This is a genomic window from Paenibacillus sp. LC231 (genome assembly GCF_001860525.1).
Taxonomy (GTDB): domain Bacteria; phylum Bacillota; class Bacilli; order Paenibacillales; family Paenibacillaceae; genus Paenibacillus_AQ.
Window position 1 is genome coordinate 295,774 of the sequence record NZ_JFOM01000049.1, and the last position, 21,871, is coordinate 317,644.

At 50.7% G+C, this 21,871-nt stretch carries 17 protein-coding genes; all 17 read left to right on the plus strand.

The features are described 5' to 3' along the window. Positions 1-95 precede the first annotated feature (95 nt). Positions 96-1,727 carry a bacillithiol biosynthesis cysteine-adding enzyme BshC gene (gene bshC, locus AK95_RS26860; protein WP_071222976.1) on the plus strand — a complete coding sequence of 544 codons (1,632 nt, stop codon included), beginning with the start codon at positions 96-98 and terminating at the stop codon, positions 1,725-1,727. 40 nt (positions 1,728-1,767) lie between these two features. Further along, positions 1,768-3,036, plus strand: coding sequence for an adenosylhomocysteinase (locus AK95_RS26865; protein WP_071222977.1), 1,269 nt, complete (start codon positions 1,768-1,770; stop codon positions 3,034-3,036). Between the two features lie 207 nt (positions 3,037-3,243). Then, a complete protein-coding gene (gene mraZ, locus AK95_RS26870; protein ID WP_009590832.1) occupies positions 3,244-3,681 on the plus strand; it encodes a division/cell wall cluster transcriptional repressor MraZ in 438 nt (145 codons plus the stop codon). 76 nt (positions 3,682-3,757) lie between these two features. Beyond that, the gene (rsmH, locus tag AK95_RS26875; protein WP_071222978.1) at positions 3,758-4,711 is read left to right on the plus strand and encodes a 16S rRNA (cytosine(1402)-N(4))-methyltransferase RsmH; all 954 of its coding nucleotides are present in this window, start codon (positions 3,758-3,760) and stop codon (positions 4,709-4,711) included. Positions 4,712-4,744: 33 nt separating this feature from the next. After that, entirely contained in the window at positions 4,745-5,158 is a 414-nt protein-coding gene (locus tag AK95_RS26880) for a cell division protein FtsL (RefSeq protein WP_071222979.1), read from the plus strand. An 18-nt stretch (positions 5,159-5,176) separates the two neighbouring features. After that, positions 5,177-7,483, plus strand: coding sequence for a penicillin-binding transpeptidase domain-containing protein (locus AK95_RS26885; RefSeq protein WP_071222980.1), 2,307 nt, complete (start codon positions 5,177-5,179; stop codon positions 7,481-7,483). 86 nt (positions 7,484-7,569) lie between these two features. Continuing rightward, positions 7,570-9,513 (plus strand): stage V sporulation protein D, encoded by a 1,944-nt coding sequence (locus AK95_RS26890; RefSeq protein ID WP_071222981.1) that lies wholly within the window; start codon positions 7,570-7,572, stop codon positions 9,511-9,513. A 60-nt stretch (positions 9,514-9,573) separates the two neighbouring features. Continuing rightward, positions 9,574-11,058: a UDP-N-acetylmuramoyl-L-alanyl-D-glutamate--2,6-diaminopimelate ligase gene (locus tag AK95_RS26895; protein WP_071222982.1), complete on the plus strand. Its 1,485-nt coding sequence runs from the start codon at positions 9,574-9,576 to the stop codon at positions 11,056-11,058. Continuing rightward, positions 11,058-12,476, plus strand: a complete 1,419-nt coding sequence (locus AK95_RS26900) for a UDP-N-acetylmuramoyl-tripeptide--D-alanyl-D-alanine ligase (protein ID WP_071222983.1) — start codon at positions 11,058-11,060, stop codon at positions 12,474-12,476. The genes AK95_RS26895 and AK95_RS26900 overlap by 1 nt, the downstream gene beginning before the upstream one ends. Positions 12,477-12,480: 4 nt before the next feature. Further along, positions 12,481-13,446 carry a phospho-N-acetylmuramoyl-pentapeptide-transferase gene (gene mraY, locus AK95_RS26905; RefSeq protein ID WP_071222984.1) on the plus strand — a complete coding sequence of 322 codons (966 nt, stop codon included), beginning with the start codon at positions 12,481-12,483 and terminating at the stop codon, positions 13,444-13,446. Positions 13,447-13,449: 3 nt separating this feature from the next. Next, positions 13,450-14,883: a UDP-N-acetylmuramoyl-L-alanine--D-glutamate ligase gene (gene murD, locus AK95_RS26910; RefSeq protein WP_071222985.1), complete on the plus strand. Its 1,434-nt coding sequence runs from the start codon at positions 13,450-13,452 to the stop codon at positions 14,881-14,883. Between the two features lie 49 nt (positions 14,884-14,932). After that, on the plus strand, positions 14,933-16,030 hold the full coding sequence (gene spoVE / locus AK95_RS26915) for a stage V sporulation protein E (protein WP_071222986.1): 1,098 nt from the start codon (positions 14,933-14,935) through the stop codon (positions 16,028-16,030). A gap of 5 nt (positions 16,031-16,035) precedes the next feature. Further along, complete coding sequence (murG, locus tag AK95_RS26920) at positions 16,036-17,145, plus strand: undecaprenyldiphospho-muramoylpentapeptide beta-N-acetylglucosaminyltransferase (RefSeq protein WP_071222987.1); 1,110 nt, start codon at positions 16,036-16,038, stop codon at positions 17,143-17,145. A gap of 158 nt (positions 17,146-17,303) precedes the next feature. Then, positions 17,304-18,209 carry a UDP-N-acetylmuramate dehydrogenase gene (murB, locus tag AK95_RS26925; RefSeq protein WP_071222988.1) on the plus strand — a complete coding sequence of 302 codons (906 nt, stop codon included), beginning with the start codon at positions 17,304-17,306 and terminating at the stop codon, positions 18,207-18,209. Positions 18,210-18,225: 16 nt separating this feature from the next. Then, positions 18,226-19,509, plus strand: a complete 1,284-nt coding sequence (gene murA, locus AK95_RS26930; RefSeq protein ID WP_071222989.1) for a UDP-N-acetylglucosamine 1-carboxyvinyltransferase — start codon at positions 18,226-18,228, stop codon at positions 19,507-19,509. 60 nt (positions 19,510-19,569) lie between these two features. Continuing rightward, positions 19,570-20,325 carry a cell division protein FtsQ/DivIB gene (locus AK95_RS26935; RefSeq protein ID WP_071223069.1) on the plus strand — a complete coding sequence of 252 codons (756 nt, stop codon included), beginning with the start codon at positions 19,570-19,572 and terminating at the stop codon, positions 20,323-20,325. Positions 20,326-20,540: 215 nt separating this feature from the next. Next, positions 20,541-21,824: a cell division protein FtsA gene (ftsA, locus tag AK95_RS26940; protein WP_009589690.1), complete on the plus strand. Its 1,284-nt coding sequence runs from the start codon at positions 20,541-20,543 to the stop codon at positions 21,822-21,824. Positions 21,825-21,871 lie beyond the last annotated feature (47 nt).

The following is a 21,871-nucleotide window of genomic DNA, read 5'->3' on the forward strand; positions in this document are numbered from 1 at the left end:
ATTCGGTACAATCAAGAAAGGCAAAATAATATAGAAGAAATTAAATTTAAGCACAATCTAGATTTGGTTGCGACGTAGAATAGGAGGCATACCTCATGAATATCGTTCCGGAACCATTATCCCTCGCCTCGCGTCTCGCTCAGGATTATATTCATCATTTCGACCGGGTAAGCGGGTTCTACGGTGAAGATTACCGCGGCGAGCACAGCTTTGCAGAGCGGGTACAATGGCTGGATCTTTCTGAAGACAAACGAATTCAGCGTAAAGCGCTGGCGGATTGTCTTCGGACGTACAATAAGAAACACAATGATCATCCCGCTGTACATAAATCACTCCAACTTCTGGAGCAGCCAGGAACGGTTACGATGGTTGGTGGACAACAAAGCGGTTTGTTCACTGGACCTCTGCTTGTCATATATAAAGCAATTACCGTTATTCAAGCGGCCCGCGAGGCGGAAGAGCGCTTGAAACGTCCTGTCGTGCCTGTATTTTGGATCGCCGGGGAGGATCATGATTGGGATGAAGTAAATCATACGTACTTCCTGAATCAGGATCTGCAGCTTTCCAAGATCAAGCTTGATGCCAAGGACGGACTCAGGACGTCAGTTAGTTATACTGACGTTGCCGAGGAAGATTGGAATGCGATGCTGGCAGAGCTTCAGACTCAATTGGCAGACAGCGAATATAAGGCAGATCTGCTGAAACTGGCGAGGGAATCGCTAAACGGTTCGGCCGGGCTCAGCGAGGCATTCGCTAAACTGATCAGCTATCTGTTCGGCAAATATGGGCTGATACTCCTGGATTCGGCAGACCCGGGACTTCGGGCGTTGGAAGTACCCATATTCGAATCCTTGATTACCCGCAACGAACAAATGGGACTTTCGTACCAGCAGGCTGCGAGGGATATCGCGGGTCAGGGTTATGAAGTCCAGGCTGATGTATCCGAGAATGGGGCTAACTTGTTCTACTTGCATGAAGGCAGACGCTTGCTGCTTTACCGAGAAGGACGTGTATTCTCAGACCGGAAAGGCATCGTTTCGCTGACGGAAGATGAACTGCTTCGGGATTTGCATCAGCACCCTGAACGCTTCAGCAACAATGTGTTGACCCGTCCAATCATGCAGGATTCGCTGCTGCCCGTGCTCGGGACGATACTCGGTCCAGGCGAGATTTCCTATTGGGCGATTACGCGTTATGCATTCTCCGACTTGGGTTTGCAGATGCCGCTGATCATCCCAAGAATGTCATTCTCCATCGTAGATGGAACCGTCCATAAGCTGATGGAGAAATACGGATTGTCCTTCGAGGATGTCCAGCTTCGCTTGTCCGAGAAGCGTGAGGCTTGGCTCGCCAGCCAAGACGAGCTGAATTTGGAAGCGCGATTCAGTCAAACCCGGGGACAATTTGAAGCATTATATCAGCCTTTAATAGAAGATCTTGGCAAAATGCAAAGTGGACTGTTAAAATTAGGTCTAACCAATAAAGATAAAATATTGGAGCAGATGGATTACCTGTTAAGTAAATCCCGGAATGCCTTGGAACAGCAGCATGAGGCCGCGCTGGCACAGTGGAAGCGTATTGAACAGACGTTGTTGCCGGAAGGGAAACCTCAGGAGAGGGTATACAACATTCTGGATTACATGAATCGTTATGGATTGAATCTGGTGGATCGCCTGATGGAAATCCCATACGCTGCTTCGGGCATTCACAGGATTGTTTACGTATAACGATCAGGAATTCAAACTTCAGATCATAGGAGGCCGTTAAATGAGCTCATCATCCATACAAACCAGCAATATTACCGACTTGAAACTGGCACCGGAAGGTCATTTGAAAATTGATTGGGTCCAGGCGCATATGCCGGTATTAAACCGGGTGCGTGAACAATTCGAGAAAGAACAGCCATTCAAAGGGTTGAAAGTCGCCATCTCCTTGCATCTGGAAGCCAAGACCGCTTATCTGGCGAAAGTCATTCAGGCCGGCGGCGCTGAAGTGACGATTACGGGAAGTAATCCGCTGTCAACTCAAGATGATGTATGTGCCGCATTGGTAGAAGACGGGATCACGGTGTTTGCCAAGTATAACCCGGATCCTAAGGAATACAAGCAGCATCTCATTTCAACACTGGAGACCAGACCGGATCTGATCATCGACGATGGCGGGGATCTCGTTACGATTCTGCACTCCGAACGTACCGATCTGCTTGAAGGAATTCGGGGCGGAGCGGAAGAGACAACGACAGGCATCCTGCGACTGAAATCTTTGGAGAAAGAAGGAGCTCTGAAATTTCCGATGGTTGCCGTGAACGATGCATATTGCAAATACTTGTTTGATAACCGTTACGGTACCGGACAATCGGTCTGGGACGGAATTAACCGGACGACCAACCTGGTGGTTGCAGGCAAGACGGTTGTTGTTGTAGGGTATGGCTGGTGCGGCAAGGGCGTGGCCATGCGTGCCAAAGGTCTTGGTGCCAACGTTATTGTGACCGAGATTGATGCGATTAAGGCCGTTGAGGCTTATATGGACGGCTTCAGCGTCATGCCAATGCGCGAAGCGGCCAAATTGGGAGACTTCTTTGTAACCGTCACGGGTAACCGCGATGTCATCAGCGGGGAAGACTTTGATGTCATGAAGGACGGTGCCATTTTATCCAATGCCGGTCACTTCGATGTGGAAGTCAATAAACCGGATTTGTCAGAACGGTCTCAATCGGTTCGGACGGTTCGGCGCAATATCGAAGAATATCACCTGAAAGATGGCCGTAAGATTTATTTGCTTGCTGAAGGCCGTTTGGTGAATCTGGCGGCAGGTGACGGACATCCGGCGGAAATTATGGATATGACGTTTGCGCTTCAGGCACTGTCGCTCAAACACGTGAATGATCAGTATAAGAACATCGGTAACCGCGTTGTAAATGTTCCTTACGAATTGGATGAACAGGTTGCCTTATATAAACTGGAAAGTCTAGGTATTACAATCGACAGCCTGAGCGCTGAGCAGAAGTCTTACTTGGACAGCTGGGCTCAGCACTAAACAGCAGCAGCTTTAGATCATTTGCAAACCTCCTTTCCATCCCCAAGCGGGATGAAAGGAGGTTTTTTGTGCGACTGTTCTGAGAGAAAGTTCCAAAAAAACAAATGCTCGTTAGAAGGTATTTGATTCTTGACGCCGAATCTATTATCCTAAAGTGGTGGAAAGTGGTGCAAAGTGGGGAATCGGGGTTAAGGGGTGGAGTGCCTGATGTTCATGGGGGAGTTTCAACATAGCATCGACGATAAAGGGAGAATCATTATCCCTGCTAAGTTTCGTGACCTCCTGGGCACCTCGTTTATCGTAACCCGCGGATTGGACAATTGCCTCTTTGTATACCCCAAAGATGAATGGGCCATCATGGAACAGAAGCTCAAATCCCTGCCGCTCATGAAGTCGGATGCACGCGCATTCACCCGGTTTTTTTTCTCCGGGGCGACGGAATGTGAATGGGATAAACAGGGAAGGGTAAATTTGCCGGGCAATTTGCGCGAGTTCGCCAAGCTCGAGAAGGAATGCGTCGTCATCGGCGTATCGAGCCGAGTGGAGATCTGGAGCAAGGAGCAGTGGCAGAATTACTATCAGCAGTCGGAGGAAGCATTCAATGACATTGCTGAGAAGCTGGTAGATTTTGATTTTGATTTATAACCAGCTGGGAACATCGTATTGAAATGGACAAGTAACACTTAAAATCATGAATGAGACACAATGGAGGGCTGCAGCTTTGTTCCATCACATCACAGTGCTTAAGCAAGAAGCGACAGAAGGGCTGCGCATCAAACCAGACGGTATATATGTTGACTGTACGCTCGGGGGAGCAGGGCACAGCTCGCTGATTGCTTCCCAACTAAGTTCGAAAGGTCGGTTAATCGCATTGGATCAGGATGACTGGGCATTGAATAACGCCCGGGAAGTCATGAAGCCGTATGTGGACCGGATCACGCTCGTCAAAACCAATTTTCGTGATTTGGAGGAGGTGCTCCGAAACGAAGTGGAGGTTGACGAGAACGGGCAGCCGCAAGTTGACGGTATACTGTTCGATTTGGGCGTATCTTCTCCACAGTTCGATGAAGGGGAGAGAGGGTTTAGTTACAATCATGATGCCCCGCTGGATATGCGGATGGATCAATCCGCCGAGCTTACCGCAGCCAAGATTGTAAACGAATGGCCGGAACAGGAAATCGCGCGAATATTGTATGAATACGGCGAAGAGAAATTTTCAAGGCGAATTGCCAAGGTCATTGTTGAAAGAAGGGCACAGAGCCCTATTCAGACAACCGGCGAGCTTGTCGAGATGATTAAGGAAGGGATTCCGGCCGCAGCTCGGAGAACGGGCGGCCACCCGGCCAAACGAAGCTTTCAAGCGTTTCGGATTGCGGTAAATGATGAGCTTGGCGCATTCAAAGACGCACTTCACCAAGCCGTGAGATGTCTTGCACCGGGAGGAAGAGTGTCGGTCATCACGTTTCACTCGCTCGAAGACCGAATATGCAAACAAATTTTTAACAGTTACATTCCCAAGTGTACGTGCCCTCCAGATTTTCCGATGTGTGTATGCGGAGGCGGCCAAGGTGAGCTGAAGTTGGTGAACCGCAAACCGCTTATCCCCTCTGCGGAAGAGATTGAGAGTAATCCAAGGGCGCGTTCGGCGAAACTGCGGATTGCGGAGAAACTGTAGAAACATAAAATCCCTGAAGAAGGAGAATCAGCCATGGCTTACACGCGCGGCAATTTAGCCGTACAGGAGAGACAGAAGGAAACGCAGCAGTCCGCTTATCTCGAGAAGACAAAAGTCGTCAAACGTCGTTCCCAGCTTCCGCAAAAAGAAAAGCTGTTGTATTTGCTGTCCGTGGTATTTGTGGTTGCCGTCATGGGTGTCATTGGCATGAGTCATGTTCATTCCTATGACTTGAACCGGCAGATCCAGTCGACGGAAAATAAGACACTCGAAGCTAAACGAAATATCAATCAGCTTCAGGTTGAGAAGCAAACACTGGAGACGCAAATATTGGACAAGGCGAAAGAGCTGGGCTATGTCCCTATTGATGACAATAATACGATCCATCTATCACCGGTCTCGGGGTCATCCGAGACACAGAATTCGGACTCGGGACAAAATGATTGAAGTGTGAGGTTTTGACCGATGATAAAAAAAATCAAACTGCGTACCGTGCTAATAGGGGGATGTATAACCCTCTTTTTTGCTTTATTGATTGGTCGGGTGTTTTGGCTGCAGGTGATCGATAACGACTTCTGGAAGGAACAAGCTTTATCGAAATGGTCGCGTAAACAGGATCTTCCAGCCACGCGAGGAACGATCATGGATCGGGACGGCGATATTCTAGCCATGGATGCGCCTGCCTTTACAGTTATTGTGAATCCTGCGGTCATTCAGGCTAATGGCATGGAGAATGAGGTCGTTAAAGGACTGCATGAAACTCTCGGCAAGGATGAGGACAAGCTTCGTGAAATGGTTCAAGCCAAAGGCAAGGATGGGGAATACCTTAAGGGCGTGGAAGTCCGCAATGAAGGATGGAAGATTGACAAGGAGAAGATGGAAGAGGTTAAAGCGTTCAGCGAAAGCTTGAATGATAAATTGAAGGCCGCAGGCAAAGTTCCCGATTCGGGCATCGGCTTTCAACGCGAGCAGAAACGCTTCTATCCCAAAGAGACATTGGCTGCACATATGTTGGGTTATACCGATCGTCAAGGAAAGGGGATCGGAGGTATTGAGCAATATTATGACGAGATGCTGAAGGGTACCGATGGATTCGCTTCTTACAAGAGCGACAAGAAGGGAGTCAAGCTGCCCAGCGAGGATGAATTATACCAGCCTGCAATAAATGGGAAAAATTTAGTACTGACGACCGACGATACAATCCAGTATTATATCGAGGAAGCGATGCGCGACACGTATAACCAATATAAACCAATCAGTATGACGGTAATCGCAGCGGATCCGAACACGATGGAAATACTGGGGATGGCCAATATGCCGACTTTTGATCCCAATACATATTCGAAATGGAATCAAAAGAATTTTAACAATCATGCCGTGCGGTCCATCTATGAGCCGGGATCAACCTTCAAAATTGTTACGCTGGCCAGCGCAGTGCAGGAAAAGCTGTTTAACCCGGGTGCTATTTATCAATCCGGATCCATAAGAGCTGGTGGAAGAACCCACCGGGACATTAACAGCGTAGGCTGGGGCCCCATTACCTACCTGGAAGGCGTAAAAAGGTCGAGTAACGTGGCATTTGTAAAATTGGGATACGAAATGCTCGGCAAGGAGCGATTTACCAACTATATTCGGGATTTTGGGTTTACGCAGAAAACGGACATTGATCTTCCGGGGGAGATTCTCGGTACCTTGAATATGACTTATGACTCCGATATTTCAACCATGACCTACGGTTACGCCGTATCCGTAACGCCTATTCAACAGATTGCGGCCATTTCGGCCGTTGCCAACGGAGGCAAGCTCATGCAGCCTCACATGGTGAAGCAGATCGAGGACCCCAACACGGGCAAGGTTGAGAAAATCGAACCGAAAGTCGTGCGCCAGGTCATATCTCCTGAGGCCGCAAGAGAAACGGGGACTTACCTTGAGCAGGTCGTTGCTGACCAATTAAACGGTACAGGTAAGAATGCGTATATTGAGGGCTATCGTGTTGCCGGCAAAACGGGTACCGCTATAAAATCCGGAGGCGGATATAAAGACCGTTCGAAACAAGTGGTTTCATTCATTGGGTACGCTCCCGTCGAGAATCCGAAGATTGCCGTGCTGGTCATTATCGACGAACCGAATGAGGAACAAGGCGGCGGTAAGCTGGCAGCGCCTATATTCAAAGAGATCGTCTCCAAAACATTGAATTATTGGGGCGTTCCCAAATCGAATGCAAAGCAGGATAAGGAAAAAACGAAATCAGGAACATCGCTGACGGATTCCCTGAAAGCACCGGATTTTACGGGGTTGAAGCTGAGTGACGTAAAAGCCAAGCTGCTGAAGGATGGAGTGGCGTTTGAGACCTTGGGCAACGGAAACACGGTGAAGGAGCAATACCCGCCTGCCAATGCGATCATTAGTGCAGGTCAACGGATCTATCTTCTTACCGAGGATAGTCCAACGATGAAAATACCGAATTTAGAGGGTGAATCGCTTAGGGACGCCATGGAAGTGCTCACTTTGATGAAAGTAAAGGTTAATGTTCAGGGTGAAGGCTACGTTGTTTCGCAATTGGAAGCCAAGGAGAATGGTCAGCGAATCGTGCAGTTAACGCTGAAGTCGGCTCAAGAGTTGATCACGGGAAGCAGCAGTTCCGATGAAACTTCCTCCGTTGGCAGCGAAAATGCGAACGGGGAAGAAACCGATGAAAAAGAGTCGGAAGGAACTGCCGATAACGATGTCGAGGCAATCGACCAAGGACAAGGCAAGACAGAAGGGGAATAGCTTGTTCTAACCCGGGTTTGTCCCGAATACTCATGTGAAGAACGCATATCATGAGCTTTCGGGTTCAAACAGGGAGGGAAGCTTAGGTGAAAGTATCCAAGGTATCGCAGCGGAGAAGGCTGCTCTGGAGCCTGCTGCTGCTGCTCCTGCTGTTCTCAGCACTGATTATCAGACTGGCTTATGTGCAGATTGGGAAAGGCGCGGAGCTGTCGGCGAAGGCGGAGGATCTCTGGCGCCGCGACATTCCGTTTGCGGCCCAGCGTGGTGAAATTTTGGATCGTAACGGAACCGCATTGGTTACGAATATAACAACACCGACCATTTGGGCGATTCCTGTACAAATCAAAGATCCGGACCATACGGCCGAAACCTTGGCCGGGCTTATCAACATGGACAAAGCCGATATCAAGAAAATCATTACGAAACGTTCGAGGTTGGAACGGATAAATCCCGGTGGACGAAAAATTACGATGGAGCTGGCTCAGGAAATTCGTGATTTGAAGCTGCCGGGTATCGTTGTTGCTGAGGATAACAAACGGTATTATCCTTATGGCGATCTCGCAGCCCATATATTGGGGTTCACGGGGGCCTACAGTCAGGGACTTACCGGCTTGGAGGCCATGCATGACGACAAACTGAAAGGCTTTGAAGGCGGAATATCCTATCTGTCCGACGCAGGCGGGAGAATCATGCCGGGTTCCTCGGAAAAGTATGTTGAGCCTCGTGATGGTCTGAATCTGGAGCTAACGATCGATAAATCGATTCAGTCCATTATGGAGCGAGAGCTTGATCAAGCCATGGTGAAGTATCAGGCGAATGGGGCTTGGTCGATTGCCATGAACCCCAAGACTGGCGAGATTTTGGCAATGGCCAGCAGGCCAGGGTATTCTCCTGCCAATTACCAGGAGTTTTCAGCCGAGACGTACAACCGCAACCTGCCGATCTGGATGACCTATGAACCAGGCTCGACATTCAAGATTATTACGCTTGCCGCTGCCCTTGAAGAGGACAAGGTCGACCTGAAGAACGACCACTTCTTTGACAGTGGAGCGGTAGAAGTCGGTGGAGCGAGACTGCGCTGCTGGAAAAAAGGCGGCCATGGCAGCCAGACCTTCATGGAGGTTGTCCAGAACTCCTGCAACCCGGGCTTCGTGGCGTTAGGTCAGAAGCTGGGCAAGGAAAGCCTGTTTCAGTATATCCGCGATTTTGGCTTCGGGGCAAAGACGGGGATCGATTTGAATGGGGAAGAGAATGGCATCCTGTTCAAACTCGACAACGTCGGTCCTGTTGAGCTGGCGACAACGGCATTTGGGCAAGGGGTATCGGTTACGCCGATCCAGCAGGTTGCTGCAGTGTCCGCCGCCATTAACGGCGGCAAATTGTTTAAGCCGCATGTGGCCAAGGCGTGGGTCAATCCAGAAACGGGAGAGACGGTCGAGGAAATCAAGCCGGAGCTTGTCAGACAAGTGATCTCGGAAGAAACATCCAAGCAAGTGCGCGAGGCGCTCGAGAGCGTCGTTGCCAAAGGGACCGGACGCCCGGCCTTCATCGACGGCTATCGAGTCGGAGGGAAGACGGGAACCGCCCAGAAGGTTATTAATGGCCGGTACTCATCGACCGAGCATATCGTATCGTTCATCGGATTTGCGCCTGCCGATGATCCTGAGATTGTGGTGTACACGGCGGTAGATAATCCGAAGGGCATTCAATTCGGTGGCGTCGTAGCTGCTCCGATCGTGCAGAACATCCTGGAGGATGCGCTGCATTATATGAATGTTCCGCCGCGTAAAGACCAGCTTGCCCGTGAATACAAGTATGGTGAGACACCAACCGTGACTGTACCGAACCTGGTCGGAGCTACGGTTCAGGATCTGTATGAGGATCTGAATATGAATTTCATGCTGGCCAAGTCCGGGACCGGCAACACAGTGATTTCCCAGGCTCCGAAGCCGGGAAGTCGGGTAGAGCGAGGGTCTACCATTCGGATCTATATGGGTGAAGAACCCGAGGGAACCAAGCACGAACATTAAGGCATCATCCGATTCGGGAGCGAGGGACGATGATGCAGATATATAGAGAGAGGGATAACAATGAAATTGAAGCAATTATCATCCGTATTGGCTGCTGCTGTTATCGAAGGATCCGGAGAAGTTGAAATCACGGGGATTGAAACAGACTCAAGACAAGTGAAAGCGGGGGATTTGTTCATTTGTCTGCCGGGCCATACGGTAGATGGACACCAGTTTGCAGCTCAGGCCGCTGACCAAGGCGCTGCGGCATTGGTTGTTGAGCGAAAGCTTGAGGTCGACCTTCCGCAAGTCATCGTGAGGGACAGCCGCTTTGCGATGGCGGGTTTGGCGAACGCCTTTTATAATCAGCCGAGCTCCCGCATGAAGATGATTGGCGTAACCGGAACGAACGGCAAGACAACGACAACGTATTTGATCGAGACGATCATGAATGATTACGGTTTGAAGACCGGATTGATCGGCACGATTCAGATGAAATACGACGGTCAGTCCTTCCCGATGCCAAGAACGACGCCAGAGGCGCTGGAGCTTCAGCGTTACTTGAACGATATGGCGAACGCAGGCACCGAGTGCTGCGTGATGGAGGTATCCTCGCATGCGCTCGAACAGGGGCGGGTAAAGGGAACGGACTTCCGAACGGCTATATTCACAAACCTGACGCAGGATCATCTGGACTACCATCATACGATGGAAGAATATCGCGGGGCAAAAGGGTTATTTTTCTCCCGGCTGGGCAACGCTTTTGCCAAGGATGAACCATCACGCAAATATGCCGTCCTGAATGCGGATGATGAGGCTTCGGCTTATTTTGCCAAGCAGACGGCGGCGGAAGTGATTACCTATGGTTTGGGAGAAGATGCGGATATACGGGCAAGCAACATCTCGATCACCGCTCAAGGCACCTCGTTCCATGTGGATACCTTCCGCGGCAGTGCGGATATTGCGATTCGAATGGTAGGGAAATTCAACGTGTATAATGCCATGGCCGCGATCGCTGCCGCGCTTCTTGAGGGAATCCCTCTCGAGGATATCAAGAACAGCCTGGAGTCCGTGCCCGGCGTTGACGGCCGCGTGGAGGTCGTGGATGAAGGTCAGCCGTACGCCGTGATCGTGGATTATGCGCACACGCCGGACGGACTCGAAAATGTACTGCGTACCGTTAATGAATTCGCTGAAGGCCGGGTGCTCACGGTATTCGGCTGCGGCGGCGACCGGGATCGGACCAAACGGCCGATCATGGGTAAAATTGCTGCGAAATATAGCGATGTTGTATTGGTGACTTCCGATAATCCCCGCACGGAAGATCCGGATTTGATCCTGAAGGATATCGAAGCCGGCTTGATTGAGGACGAAGTGTCAACAGAAAACTACAAGCTCATCGTTGATCGCCGGAAAGCGATTGAAAAGGCTATTGAAATGGCAAGCCCGGGCGATGTAGTATTGATTGCGGGGAAAGGTCATGAGACCTACCAGCTGATTGCGGGCGAAGTGCTAGATTTTGACGACCGCATCGTAGCCAAAGACGCGATAAGGGGCAGACAATAGTGATCCATAAATCATTAAAGAGCATCGCCGACATGTGCGGCGGGACGCTCTCACGTAACCAAGATGACAATATTATCATTCAAGGGGTCGGTACCGACTCCCGAACCATACAGCCGGGAAATTTGTTTGTTCCGATTGTTGGCGAGAAATTTGACGGGCATGCGTTCGCGGAGAGCGTGATCGCCAGCGGAGCCGGCGCAGTGCTCTGGCAGAGAGATCATCAACCGATTCCCGACCTGCCGCTCATTCTCGTGGAGGATACGTTAACGGCGCTCCAGACGCTTGCGGCGGCCTATTTGTCCGAGAGCAGCGCCAAGGTGGTGGGCATAACCGGCAGCAACGGAAAAACCACCGTGAAGGACATGGTGTCCGCACTGCTTGAAACCACGTTTAACGTTCACAAGACGCAAGGCAATTACAACAATCATATCGGTCTTCCGTTAACCGTCCTCGCGATGAAGGAAGATACCGATATTATCGTGCTTGAGATGGGCATGAGCGGACGTCATGAGATTGAACTGCTTTCGAGCATTGCACGTCCGGATATGACGGTGATTACCAACGTAGGGGAAGCGCATATGCTTCAGCTCGGTTCGCGCGAAGAAATCGCCCGCGCCAAGCTTGAAATTATTAGCGGCATGAAGCCGGGCGGCTTGCTGATTTACCATGGGGACGAACCGTTGATCCGCCAGGTGCTTGCTGAAGAAACTACGGTGAAGCCAGAAGGGCTTCGAACATTTACGTTTGGCAATCAAGAAACCAATGACGATTATCCGACGGGACTTATGTTCCATGCAAGAGGAATCATCTTCACTTCGAACCGGCATGCGGGCGAAGGCTTTAGCTTGCCGCTTCTTGGACGTCATAACGTAGTCAACGCGCTTGCGGCGATGGCTGTAGCAGCCCATTTGGGAATCGGCGATGAAGCTATTCGCAGCGGGTTTGCCAATCTGAAGCTGTCGAGCATGCGGATTGAAGCCGTGGAGACTGCGTTTGGGGTCACCGTGCTGAACGATGCTTATAATTCGAGTCCTACCGCGGTCAAGGCGGCATTGGACGTGCTTGGTGATATGAAAGGCTACCACCGGCGAATTGCCGTTCTCGGGGACATGCTGGAACTTGGTCAGCGTGAAGAGGAATTCCATGCCGAGATTGGAGATTACTTATCTCCGGACAACACGGATCTTGTGTTCACCTTCGGCCCATTGTCGCTTCACACGGCCAGGAAAGCGAAAGACCGCTTTCCTGAAGGAGCAGTGCTTCCGTTTACGGATAAAGAAAAACTGATCGAAGCCTTGCTGGAGCGGGTAACGGAGAAGGATATCGTATTGGTGAAAGCCTCGCGCGGCATGAGGCTGGAACACGTGGTTGACGCCTTGAAGGCCCTGCCTGGCGGCAACAACGGAGTGAGGGGGTGAGCTGATGGACTTTCAATTGCTGTTATTGACAATCGGTGTAGCGTTTGTGCTTGCGGTGATATCGGCTCCGCTGCTCATTCCGCTGCTGCGGCGGATGAAGTTCGGCCAGCAGGTTAGGAACGACGGTCCGCAGAGCCATTTGAAAAAAGCCGGAACGCCAACGATGGGCGGCGTTGTGATTCTGCTTGCTTTTACACTGACTTATATTAAATTTTCTCCTGTCGATACTGATTTCTATGTGATGATCGTAGCGACGCTCGGTTTCGGTTTGATCGGCTTTTTTGACGACTATATTAAGATCGTATTTCGCAGATCATTAGGACTCACGGCCAGGCAGAAGCTGTTTGGACAGCTTCTGTTTTCCGGCATTATGTGCTGGCTGTTGATCTCCAACGGCCATAGCACCGCGATAAGCGTTCCAGGTATGGATTGGTCCTTTGATTGGGGGCCGTGGTTCTATTATCCGTTTATCGTAGTCATGATGCTTGCGGTCACCAATGCGGTCAATTTCACCGATGGAGTGGACGGTCTGCTGTCCGGTGTCAGTGCGATTGCCTTTGGCGCTTATGCCATTGTGGCGATCCAGTCTACGTCGTTCGCGGCGGCATTCTGCGCAGCGGCGATGATCGGTGCGGTACTCGGTTTTCTGGTATTTAACGCTCACCCTGCTAAAGTGTTCATGGGAGATACAGGGTCTTTAGGAATCGGGGGCGCTATTGGCGCCATAGCGATCGTAACCAAGAGCGAGCTGCTGTTCCTCATTATTGGCGGGGTATTCGTCATAGAAATGTTATCCGTTGTGCTTCAGGTGGTTTCCTTCAAAACCAGAGGCAAGCGAATATTCAAAATGAGCCCGATCCATCACCATTATGAATTATCCGGGTGGTCGGAGTGGCGCGTCGTCTTTACATTTTGGGCCGTGGGACTGATACTTGCGGGACTCGGACTTTATATCAACAAGGGGTTGTAACATATGAAGCAGCTAGAAGATTATCGGGATAAGCATATCGTCGTACTGGGACTGGCCAAAAGCGGAGTGCAGGTAGCCAAAGTGCTGCATCAAGCCGGAGCCTCCGTCATTGTGAACGATAGAAAGGAAAGAGAACAGTGTCCTGAAGCTTCGGAGCTCGAGGCTTTGGGTATTTCTGTTATTTGCGGTGGACATCCCGATGATCTTATTCATCCCGGTGTAACGCTTCTTGTCAAAAATCCCGGAATTCCGTATTCCGCCCCGCCAGTTCAAAAGGCGCTGGAGCTTAAGATTCCTGTCGTGACCGAAGTTGAAATCGCCTATCACCTGTGTGAAGCACCGATCATCGGCATCACAGGCTCGAATGGCAAAACAACGACGACAACCTGGGTAGGCAAGCTGCTGGAAAGCGCTGGTCTATCCCCGATTGTAGCCGGCAATATCGGCACGCCTCTATCCGAGGCTGCAGCAGAAGCAACTGAAAACAATTGGATGGTTGTTGAGCTGAGCAGCTTTCAATTAAAAGGAACAGAGGAGTTCAGGCCGCGTATTGCCTGCCTTCTTAACATTGCGGAAACGCATCTTGATTACCATGGCGGGATGGATGATTATGTTGCATCCAAAGCCAAGCTGTTCGCTAACCAGACTGCGGATGATACCGCTGTGCTCAATTGGGATGATCCCGTGTGCAGAAACCTTGTTCCGTATATCAAGGCGCGCATCGTGCCTTTTTCGATGAGCGAGAGCCTTCGTGAAGGGGTTCACGTAATGCCGCCATATGTTGCCGGTACCCAGGACTCGGACGACGACGATCAGGGGCGTATGCTGATCTATACAGATGGCGAAGGGTTTACGCATGAGATCATCCGTGTGGAGAACATCGGACTGCCCGGAAGATTTAATGTAGGGAATGCATTGGCTGCCTGTGCGATCGCCATAGCGGCCGGCGTTGCCCCCGATAAGCTGGAAGAAGCTTTATCCAGCTTCCGCGGCGTTGAGCATCGCCTGGAATACGTTGCCAAGCTTCGGGGCGTATCCTATTACAATAACTCGAAGGCAACGAACTCCAAGGCGACGCACATGGCATTGACTTCGTTCAAGGAGCCTATCGTATTAATTGCAGGCGGGCTTGACCGCGGGTCGGATTATGAGGAATTGATTCCTTCCTTGCAAGGACGGGTGAAAGCCGTCGTGCTTCTTGGCGAAACGAAGGAGAAAATCGCGAAGGCTGCTGCCAAAGCCGGATTAAAGGACATCTTCCTCGTCGATAATGGGAAGGACGCCGCCGCGACTTTGACCTCGGCTGTCCAGAAGGCTGCCGGGCTCGCAGAGAGCGGGGATATTGTTCTACTATCTCCCGCATGTGCGAGCTGGGACATGTTTCCTTCCTTCGAGGATCGAGGACGCATTTTTAAAGAGGCGGTGCATAACCTTTAAGTAGGGGGGTGGATAAGCCCCTACTAAGGATGTACGAGGTGGCCTTTCCATGAACAAGAACCGCCAGGCGCCCGATCTGTGGCTGCTTATCTGTATTTTGGCCCTGCTGGCCATCGGAATCGTCATGGTATACAGCGCAGGATCCGTCCTCGCATTTCATGACTATGGCGATAAGTTTTATTTTGTGAAGCGTCAGCTGTTTTTTGCCTGTTTGGGGCTTGCTGCCATGTACTTCACATCGAGGACCGACTATCGGGTTTGGAAGAAATACAGCAAGCTTGCATTGCTGGTCTGCTTTTTTATGCTGATTATCGTACTTATTCCAGGGATCGGCGTTGTTCGCGGCGGAGCCAGAAGCTGGCTCGGCATCAGCTCGTTCGGAATTCAACCCTCCGAGTTTATGAAGCTGGGCATGATTCTGTTTCTATCACGCTGGCTCAGTAAGCAAGATTATGATATTACGTCTTTTACCAGGGGGCTTTTGCCGCCGCTTGGTTTAATCGGACTGGCATTCGGATTGATTATGCTGCAGCCTGATTTGGGTACGGGTGCCGTTATGCTTGGAGCTGCGATGATGATTGTTTTTACCGCAGGGGCACAGATGAAGCATCTGGGCTTTCTCGCATTAGGCGGGGTTGCCGGTTTCATTGGCTTGATTCTGACAGCCCCCTACCGGCTGAAGCGGATAACCGGGTTTCTCGATCCATGGTCCGATCCGCTTGGCGCAGGCTATCAGATCATTCAATCCCTCTATGCCATAGGGCCGGGCGGACTCGGCGGGCTCGGGCTTGGCATGAGTCGTCAGAAGTACGCTTATGTACCTGAGCCGCAGACTGATTTTATTTTTTCGATTTTGGCCGAAGAGCTTGGATTCATTGGCGGTTTGATTGTACTGCTCTTGTTCGCTGCCTTGGTGTGGCGGGGCATGAGAGTGGCCATGACGGTATCCGACGGCTTTGGAAGTCTGCTGGCTGTTGGGATCGTGGGCATGGTCGCCATACAGGTCGTTATCAATATCGGTGTCGTTATCGGTTTAATGCCGGTAACAGGGATTACGCTGCCGCTCATCAGTTACGGAGGCAGCTCACTGACGCTGATGCTGACGGCGCTGGGCATTCTATTAAATATTTCCCGTTATGCGAGGTGAAGGGTATGCGTGTCGTATTGACCGGCGGCGGAACGGGGGGGCATATTTACCCCGCCGTTGCCATTGCAAGACAATGTGAAAAGGAAGATCCGAAAACGGAGTTTTTATATATCGGAGGCAAGCGGGGTCTCGAAAGCAAGCTTGTACCCCAGGAGAAGCTGCCGTTTGAGAGCATCGATATCACGGGGTTCCGGCGCAAGCTGTCGCTGGATAACGTGAAGACGATCATGCGTTTTTTCAAAGGCGTGAAGCGATCGAAGGCCCTGCTGAAGGAATTTAAACCCGATGTCGTGATCGGTACCGGAGGTTATGTGTGCGGTCCGGTGGTTTATGCAGCGGCCAAGCTCGGGATACCAACCATGATTCATGAGCAGAATGCGATTCCCGGCCTGACCAACCAGTTCCTCAGCCGCTATGCGGATACGGTGGCGGTCAGCTTTGAGGGATCGGAGTCTTCTTTTCCTAAAGCCAAAAGAACGGTATATACAGGAAATCCACGTGCGACAACGGTATTATCCGCCAATCGTGAACGTGGATTTGCTACGCTCGGCATTCCGGTGGACAGCCAAGTCGTACTGATCGTCGGCGGAAGCCGGGGTGCCAAGGCGATCAATAACGCGATGATCGGGATGGCGCCGTTCATACAGAAGCTGCCGGGTGTACATTTCGTGTTTGTTACGGGCGAAACTTATTTTGAGAACACGCGGGAATCCATTCTGTCCCAGCTCGGTACCATGCCAAATCAACTTCATATCGTGCCATACGTTCATAATATGCCGGAAGTACTTGCGGCTACTTCGCTGATTGTAAACCGTGCAGGAGCTTCATTCCTGGCGGAGATTACATCGCTTGGTATTCCATCCGTACTTATCCCTTCACCTAACGTCACCAATAACCATCAGGAGGCAAATGCGAGGCAATTGGAGGAAGCGGGTGCGTCCAGCATGATTCTCGAAAAGGATTTGACGGCGGAATCGCTGTTCGCAAAGCTTGAGGAGATCATGACCAGTCGTACTTCCAGAGAGGCGATGTCCGCGGCTGCGAAAAAGCTCGGCAAACCGGATTCGGCATCCGTCATGGTTCAAGAAATCCGCCGGTTAACCGGCAAACGCTAAATCGGCTGGGCGATTGTCACACACCTATGGAGCCTGACATAAGATACTCTATAATCGTGACACACCCATGAGGCCGGCATTACTGACAGCGGCCATCTCTTCATCCAGTTGAAGGAATGGCCTTTTGGTTTTGAAAGTCAAGGGGAGGTTTATTTAAAATGCAGCAGTGGAAATCGCTACTATCAGAAGCCAATATCGGAACAGTGTTATGGAATGAACCGCTGGCAAAATATACGACGTGGAAAATAGGCGGACCAGCCGATTGCCTGATTATACCTGAGAACAAGGAACAACTCAGGGAACTGGTCACCCTTCTCCATGCCCATCACATACCTTGGACACAATTGGGCCGCGGTTCAAACATGTTGGTTGCCGATAAAGGCATTCGGGGAGCGGTCATCAAGCTGGGCCAGGGATTTGAGGGGCTTCATTTTGACGGAGAGACGGTAACTGCAGGCGGCAGTCTGTCTTTTGTCAAGCTCAGTGTTCTGGCCGGAAAAGAAGGATTATCCGGTCTTGAATTTGCCGGAGGCATTCCTGGATCGGTTGGAGGGGCCGTCTACATGAATGCAGGTGCCCATGGGTCTGATGTGTCACGCATATTCAAGTCCGCTGACATTGTACTGGAAACAGGGGAATTGGTTACGTATGCTGCGAAAGATATGGCGTTTGATTACCGACACTCCATTCTGCATGAACGAAAAGGGATTGTGACTGAAGCGGTATTTGGGCTCCGTCAAGGAGACCGCAAAGAAATTTCAGCTGTTATGGCCTCCTACAAGGACCGTCGCCGGCGTACACAGCCGCTCCAATCCGCAACGGCAGGCAGTGTTTTTCGCAACCCGCCCGGTGACCATGCCGCGAGGTTGATCGAGGCTGCCGGTCTTAAGGGCCTGCGGATCGGGGGCGCAGAAGTTTCTTTACAGCATGCCAATTTCATTGAGAATACCGGTCAAGCGACAGCAGAGGACGTGCTCGCTTTGATGGAACGTATTAAGGAAACCATCTCGGAAAAGAACGGAATTCATATGGTGCCTGAGGTGTACGTTCTGGGCGAGCGGTAAACTCGGAGGTGATACATTGGACAAATTGGTGATTGAGGGTGGAAGGCCCCTATCTGGAACCATTCGTATCCATGGAGCAAAAAATGCAGCTTTACCTATTCTAGCAGCTAGTCTTCTGGCAGAAGGGACTGTGAGATTAAGCAATGTCCCGCACCTGCTGGATATTGAAGTGATGCTCAGCATTCTCAGCCGTCTTGGCTCCAAATGCAAGCATGAGCTGGAGACGGTAACCGTGGATACCTCGTCTGCCAATTCGTTTCATGTCCCGGAAGATTTAATGAAGCAGATGCGATCCTCCATCTTTTTGATGGGACCTCTGCTGGCCCGTTTTGGTGAAGTGACGATCTATCAGCCAGGGGGCTGCGCGATCGGAGAACGCAAGATCGACCTCCATCTTCAGGGACTGCAGGCGCTTGGTGCGGAAATCGAAGAGAGTAACGATAAGATCCATTGCAGGGCAAGCCGGCTGGTCGGAACGGATATTCATCTGGATTTTGCCAGCGTAGGGGCAACGGAGAATATCATGATGGCAGCAGCAACTGCGCTTGGCACAACGGTGCTCACCAATGCCGCCAGAGAGCCTGAAATTCAGGACCTTCAGCATTTCCTGAACAAGATGGGAGCGAACATTATCGGCGCAGGAACGGATACCATTACGATTCATGGCGTGGAGCGTCTGGAGCCTTGCGAGTACGAGATTATACCGGACCGGATCGTTGCCGGCACCGTCATGATCGCAGCAGCCGTCACCCGCGGTAGTGTAACGCTTACAAAGACCAATCCATCTCATTTAACTTCCCTTATACATGTGCTAAAGCGCGCCGGTGTTCAAACCAGTATATGCAATGATATAATAAACATAAGCTGTATGAGCCGTCCTAAAGCGGTGGAACGTATCGTGACTTCACCGTATCCTTCGTTCCCGACTGATTTGCAATCTCAGGTTATGGTCCTGCTGTCCTTGGCGGACGGATTTAGCGTGATGAAAGAGACGGTATTCGAAGGACGGTTCAAGCATGTGGAGGAACTCTCCCGTATGGGGGCGGACATTTCCACGGATCTGAACTACGCGTTTATACGCGGTGTTCAGAGAATTTATGGAGCTACGGTGGAGGCAACCGATCTTCGGGCTGGGGCGGCGCTCGTCATTGCCGGTTTGGCCGCGCAGGGAACGACCGTGGTGGAGCAAGTTCACCATATTGATCGCGGTTATGATCGTATTGAAAACATGTTCCAAGGTTTAGGCGCTCGGATCTATCGTCAATCTCCGGTGCCAAAACCGCTTGATTTAGCCAATTGAGGTCCTGGGCTTCCCCTCCGAACAAGGAGGGGATAACAGGTCTTTATGGAGAGAGTGGATATGTCCAAGACACATATGCCTGTCCTGAAGCAGGACAAGCCTAAACCGAAAACAGCCAAAAAAATCATATGGATACTTTTGCTGCTGTTCGTAGCCCTGCTGACGATTCTGTTTTTCCGGTCGTCAGTCAGCCAAGTTACCGAGATTCATTTTACAGGCAATACGTTTAATACCAATGAGCAGCTTATCAAGCAAAGCGGACTCCACATCGGAGACCAGTACTTTGGCGTTGAGCCGAAAGATGTGCAGGAACGCCTGCTGAAGCTCGGAACGATTAAGTCGGCGGAAGTGGTCAAGAGCTTTCCGGGCGAAGTCAGCATCGTGGTGACGGAACATCCTACGGTGGCCTACGAGCTGTCTGACAGCGGGGAACTTCAAGCCATACTGGCTAGCGGCACCTCGGTTCCGGTTACAGCGAGCGGTATTGCCGTTGAGAAGCCTATTTTGACCAATTGGGATCCGGGCGACCCCAACAAGGCTGTGCTTAGTGAAGTGCTTGCGGAGATTTCGGGCAGCCTGACCTCCGATATCTCGGAAATCATGCCGTCACCGACGCTATCTTTTCCGGATCGAATCAAGATGTATACACGTTCCAAATTCGAAGTTATCACTTCGGTCTCCTTGCTCCGTGACAAAGTAGAATATCTGAATCAGGTTACCGAAATGGAGCGGCCGGGTGTGATTACGATGCTGGAAGCAGACTCTTACGTGCCGTTTGTAGAAGAAGTTGGAGAAGACGCGGAAGAAGGGCAATAACCCCCTACTCAGGGATTGGAATAAATGGTACAATTGAAAGTATTGACAACTTGTTTCGGCTCTTCTTTTTTGAATGACTTTTACGGCCTGTTATAGCAAATGTTGGCAGTAAAAAAAATGTTGAAAAAAGAGGGAAAGACCTGCGAGTGTTGAATAAGTAGAAATGTATTCTTTATAATCAAAATTAATTTGCTAAAAACAGGAGGTGCCAGGGCTTGAGCAACAATGACATCATTGTTAGTTTGGACATCGGTACATCCAAAGTTCGTGCTATTATTGGGGAAGTTAATAATGGAACCTTTAATATTATTGGAGTTGGATCTGCCGACTCGGAGGGAATTCGCAAAGGTGCAATTGTAGATATCGACCAGACCGTACAATCCATTCGCAGCGCTGTTGATCATGCGGAGCGTATGGTCGGTATTCAAATATCCGAAGTATATGTCGGCATTTCTGGAAATCATATCGGACTTCAATCCAGCCATGGAGTTGTGGCAGTATCGAACGAGGATCGCGAAATTGGTGAAGAGGACATCGACCGCGTGCTGAAAGCTGCGGAAGTCGTGGCGCTTCCTCCGGATCGTGAAATTATCGATGTGGTTGCTAAACAGTTTGTAGTTGACGGTTTGGAAGGAATCTCTGATCCGCGAGGAATGATCGGCGTAAGACTGGAAGTTGAAGCGACGATTATTACTGGCGCCAAAACGGCAATACATAACCTGTTACGTTGTGTGGAGAAATCAGGTCTGAAAGTGAAGGATCTGGTGCTGATTCCGCTTGGTGCCGGACAGCTGGCCTTGTCCAAGGATGAGAAAACGATGGGTTCGGTGCTGGTTGACGTCGGGGCGGGCTCAACCACGTTGGCTGTGTTCGAGGGAGGCAGCATTGCCGCAACTTCGACGCTTCCGGTTGGTGGAGATTTCGTTACGAATGACATTGCATATGGCCTGCGAACGCTGACGGATCAAGCAGAGAAGGTTAAACTGAAGTACGGATGCGCGCTGATCGAGAGTGCCGCACACGAAGTAACGTTTAAGGTGACAAGAATTGGAAGCAATGTGGACAAGGAGTTCACTCAGGAAGATCTGGCAGCTATCATAGAACCTCGCGTTCAGGAAATTTTCCAATTGGTGCGCCAAGAAATTAAGCGCTTGGGTTACAGCGAGCTTCCTGGTGGTTATATACTTACTGGGGGCACTATGTCCATGCCTGGTGTGCTGCAGGTGGCACAAAATGAGCTGGCGACTTCCGTACGGATTGCGGTTCCCGATTTCATCGGTGTTCGTGATCCGGGATACTGCAGCGGAGTCGGCATCCTCCATAATGCAATCCGGAACGTACGTGTACGCAATACAGGAGGAAGCAACAACAGCAGCGGAAATAGCAAGAAACCGGTGAACCGCGCTAAGCAGCAAAATCCTGTCGCAGCAACTCAGGAGACCAGCCAGAAGCCGGGATTTATTGAACGCCTGAAAAAGATGTTCAGCGAGTTTATATAGCGGATTCATTCGACTGTGGACGTGCCATCCACGCACATTGAGGGGGA

Coding starts and splice junctions, on each gene's coding strand:
- bshC (WP_071222976.1), top strand. CDS start 96: ATGAATATCGTTCCGGAACCATTATCCCTCGCCTCGCGTCTCGCTCAG.
- AK95_RS26865 (WP_071222977.1), top strand. CDS start 1,768: ATGAGCTCATCATCCATACAAACCAGCAATATTACCGACTTGAAACTG.
- mraZ (WP_009590832.1), top strand. CDS start 3,244: ATGTTCATGGGGGAGTTTCAACATAGCATCGACGATAAAGGGAGAATC.
- AK95_RS26880 (WP_071222979.1), top strand. CDS start 4,745: ATGGCTTACACGCGCGGCAATTTAGCCGTACAGGAGAGACAGAAGGAA.
- AK95_RS26885 (WP_071222980.1), top strand. CDS start 5,177: ATGATAAAAAAAATCAAACTGCGTACCGTGCTAATAGGGGGATGTATA.
- AK95_RS26895 (WP_071222982.1), top strand. CDS start 9,574: ATGAAATTGAAGCAATTATCATCCGTATTGGCTGCTGCTGTTATCGAA.
- mraY (WP_071222984.1), top strand. CDS start 12,481: ATGGACTTTCAATTGCTGTTATTGACAATCGGTGTAGCGTTTGTGCTT.
- murD (WP_071222985.1), top strand. CDS start 13,450: ATGAAGCAGCTAGAAGATTATCGGGATAAGCATATCGTCGTACTGGGA.
- spoVE (WP_071222986.1), top strand. CDS start 14,933: ATGAACAAGAACCGCCAGGCGCCCGATCTGTGGCTGCTTATCTGTATT.
- murG (WP_071222987.1), top strand. CDS start 16,036: ATGCGTGTCGTATTGACCGGCGGCGGAACGGGGGGGCATATTTACCCC.
- murB (WP_071222988.1), top strand. CDS start 17,304: ATGCAGCAGTGGAAATCGCTACTATCAGAAGCCAATATCGGAACAGTG.
- AK95_RS26935 (WP_071223069.1), top strand. CDS start 19,570: ATGTCCAAGACACATATGCCTGTCCTGAAGCAGGACAAGCCTAAACCG.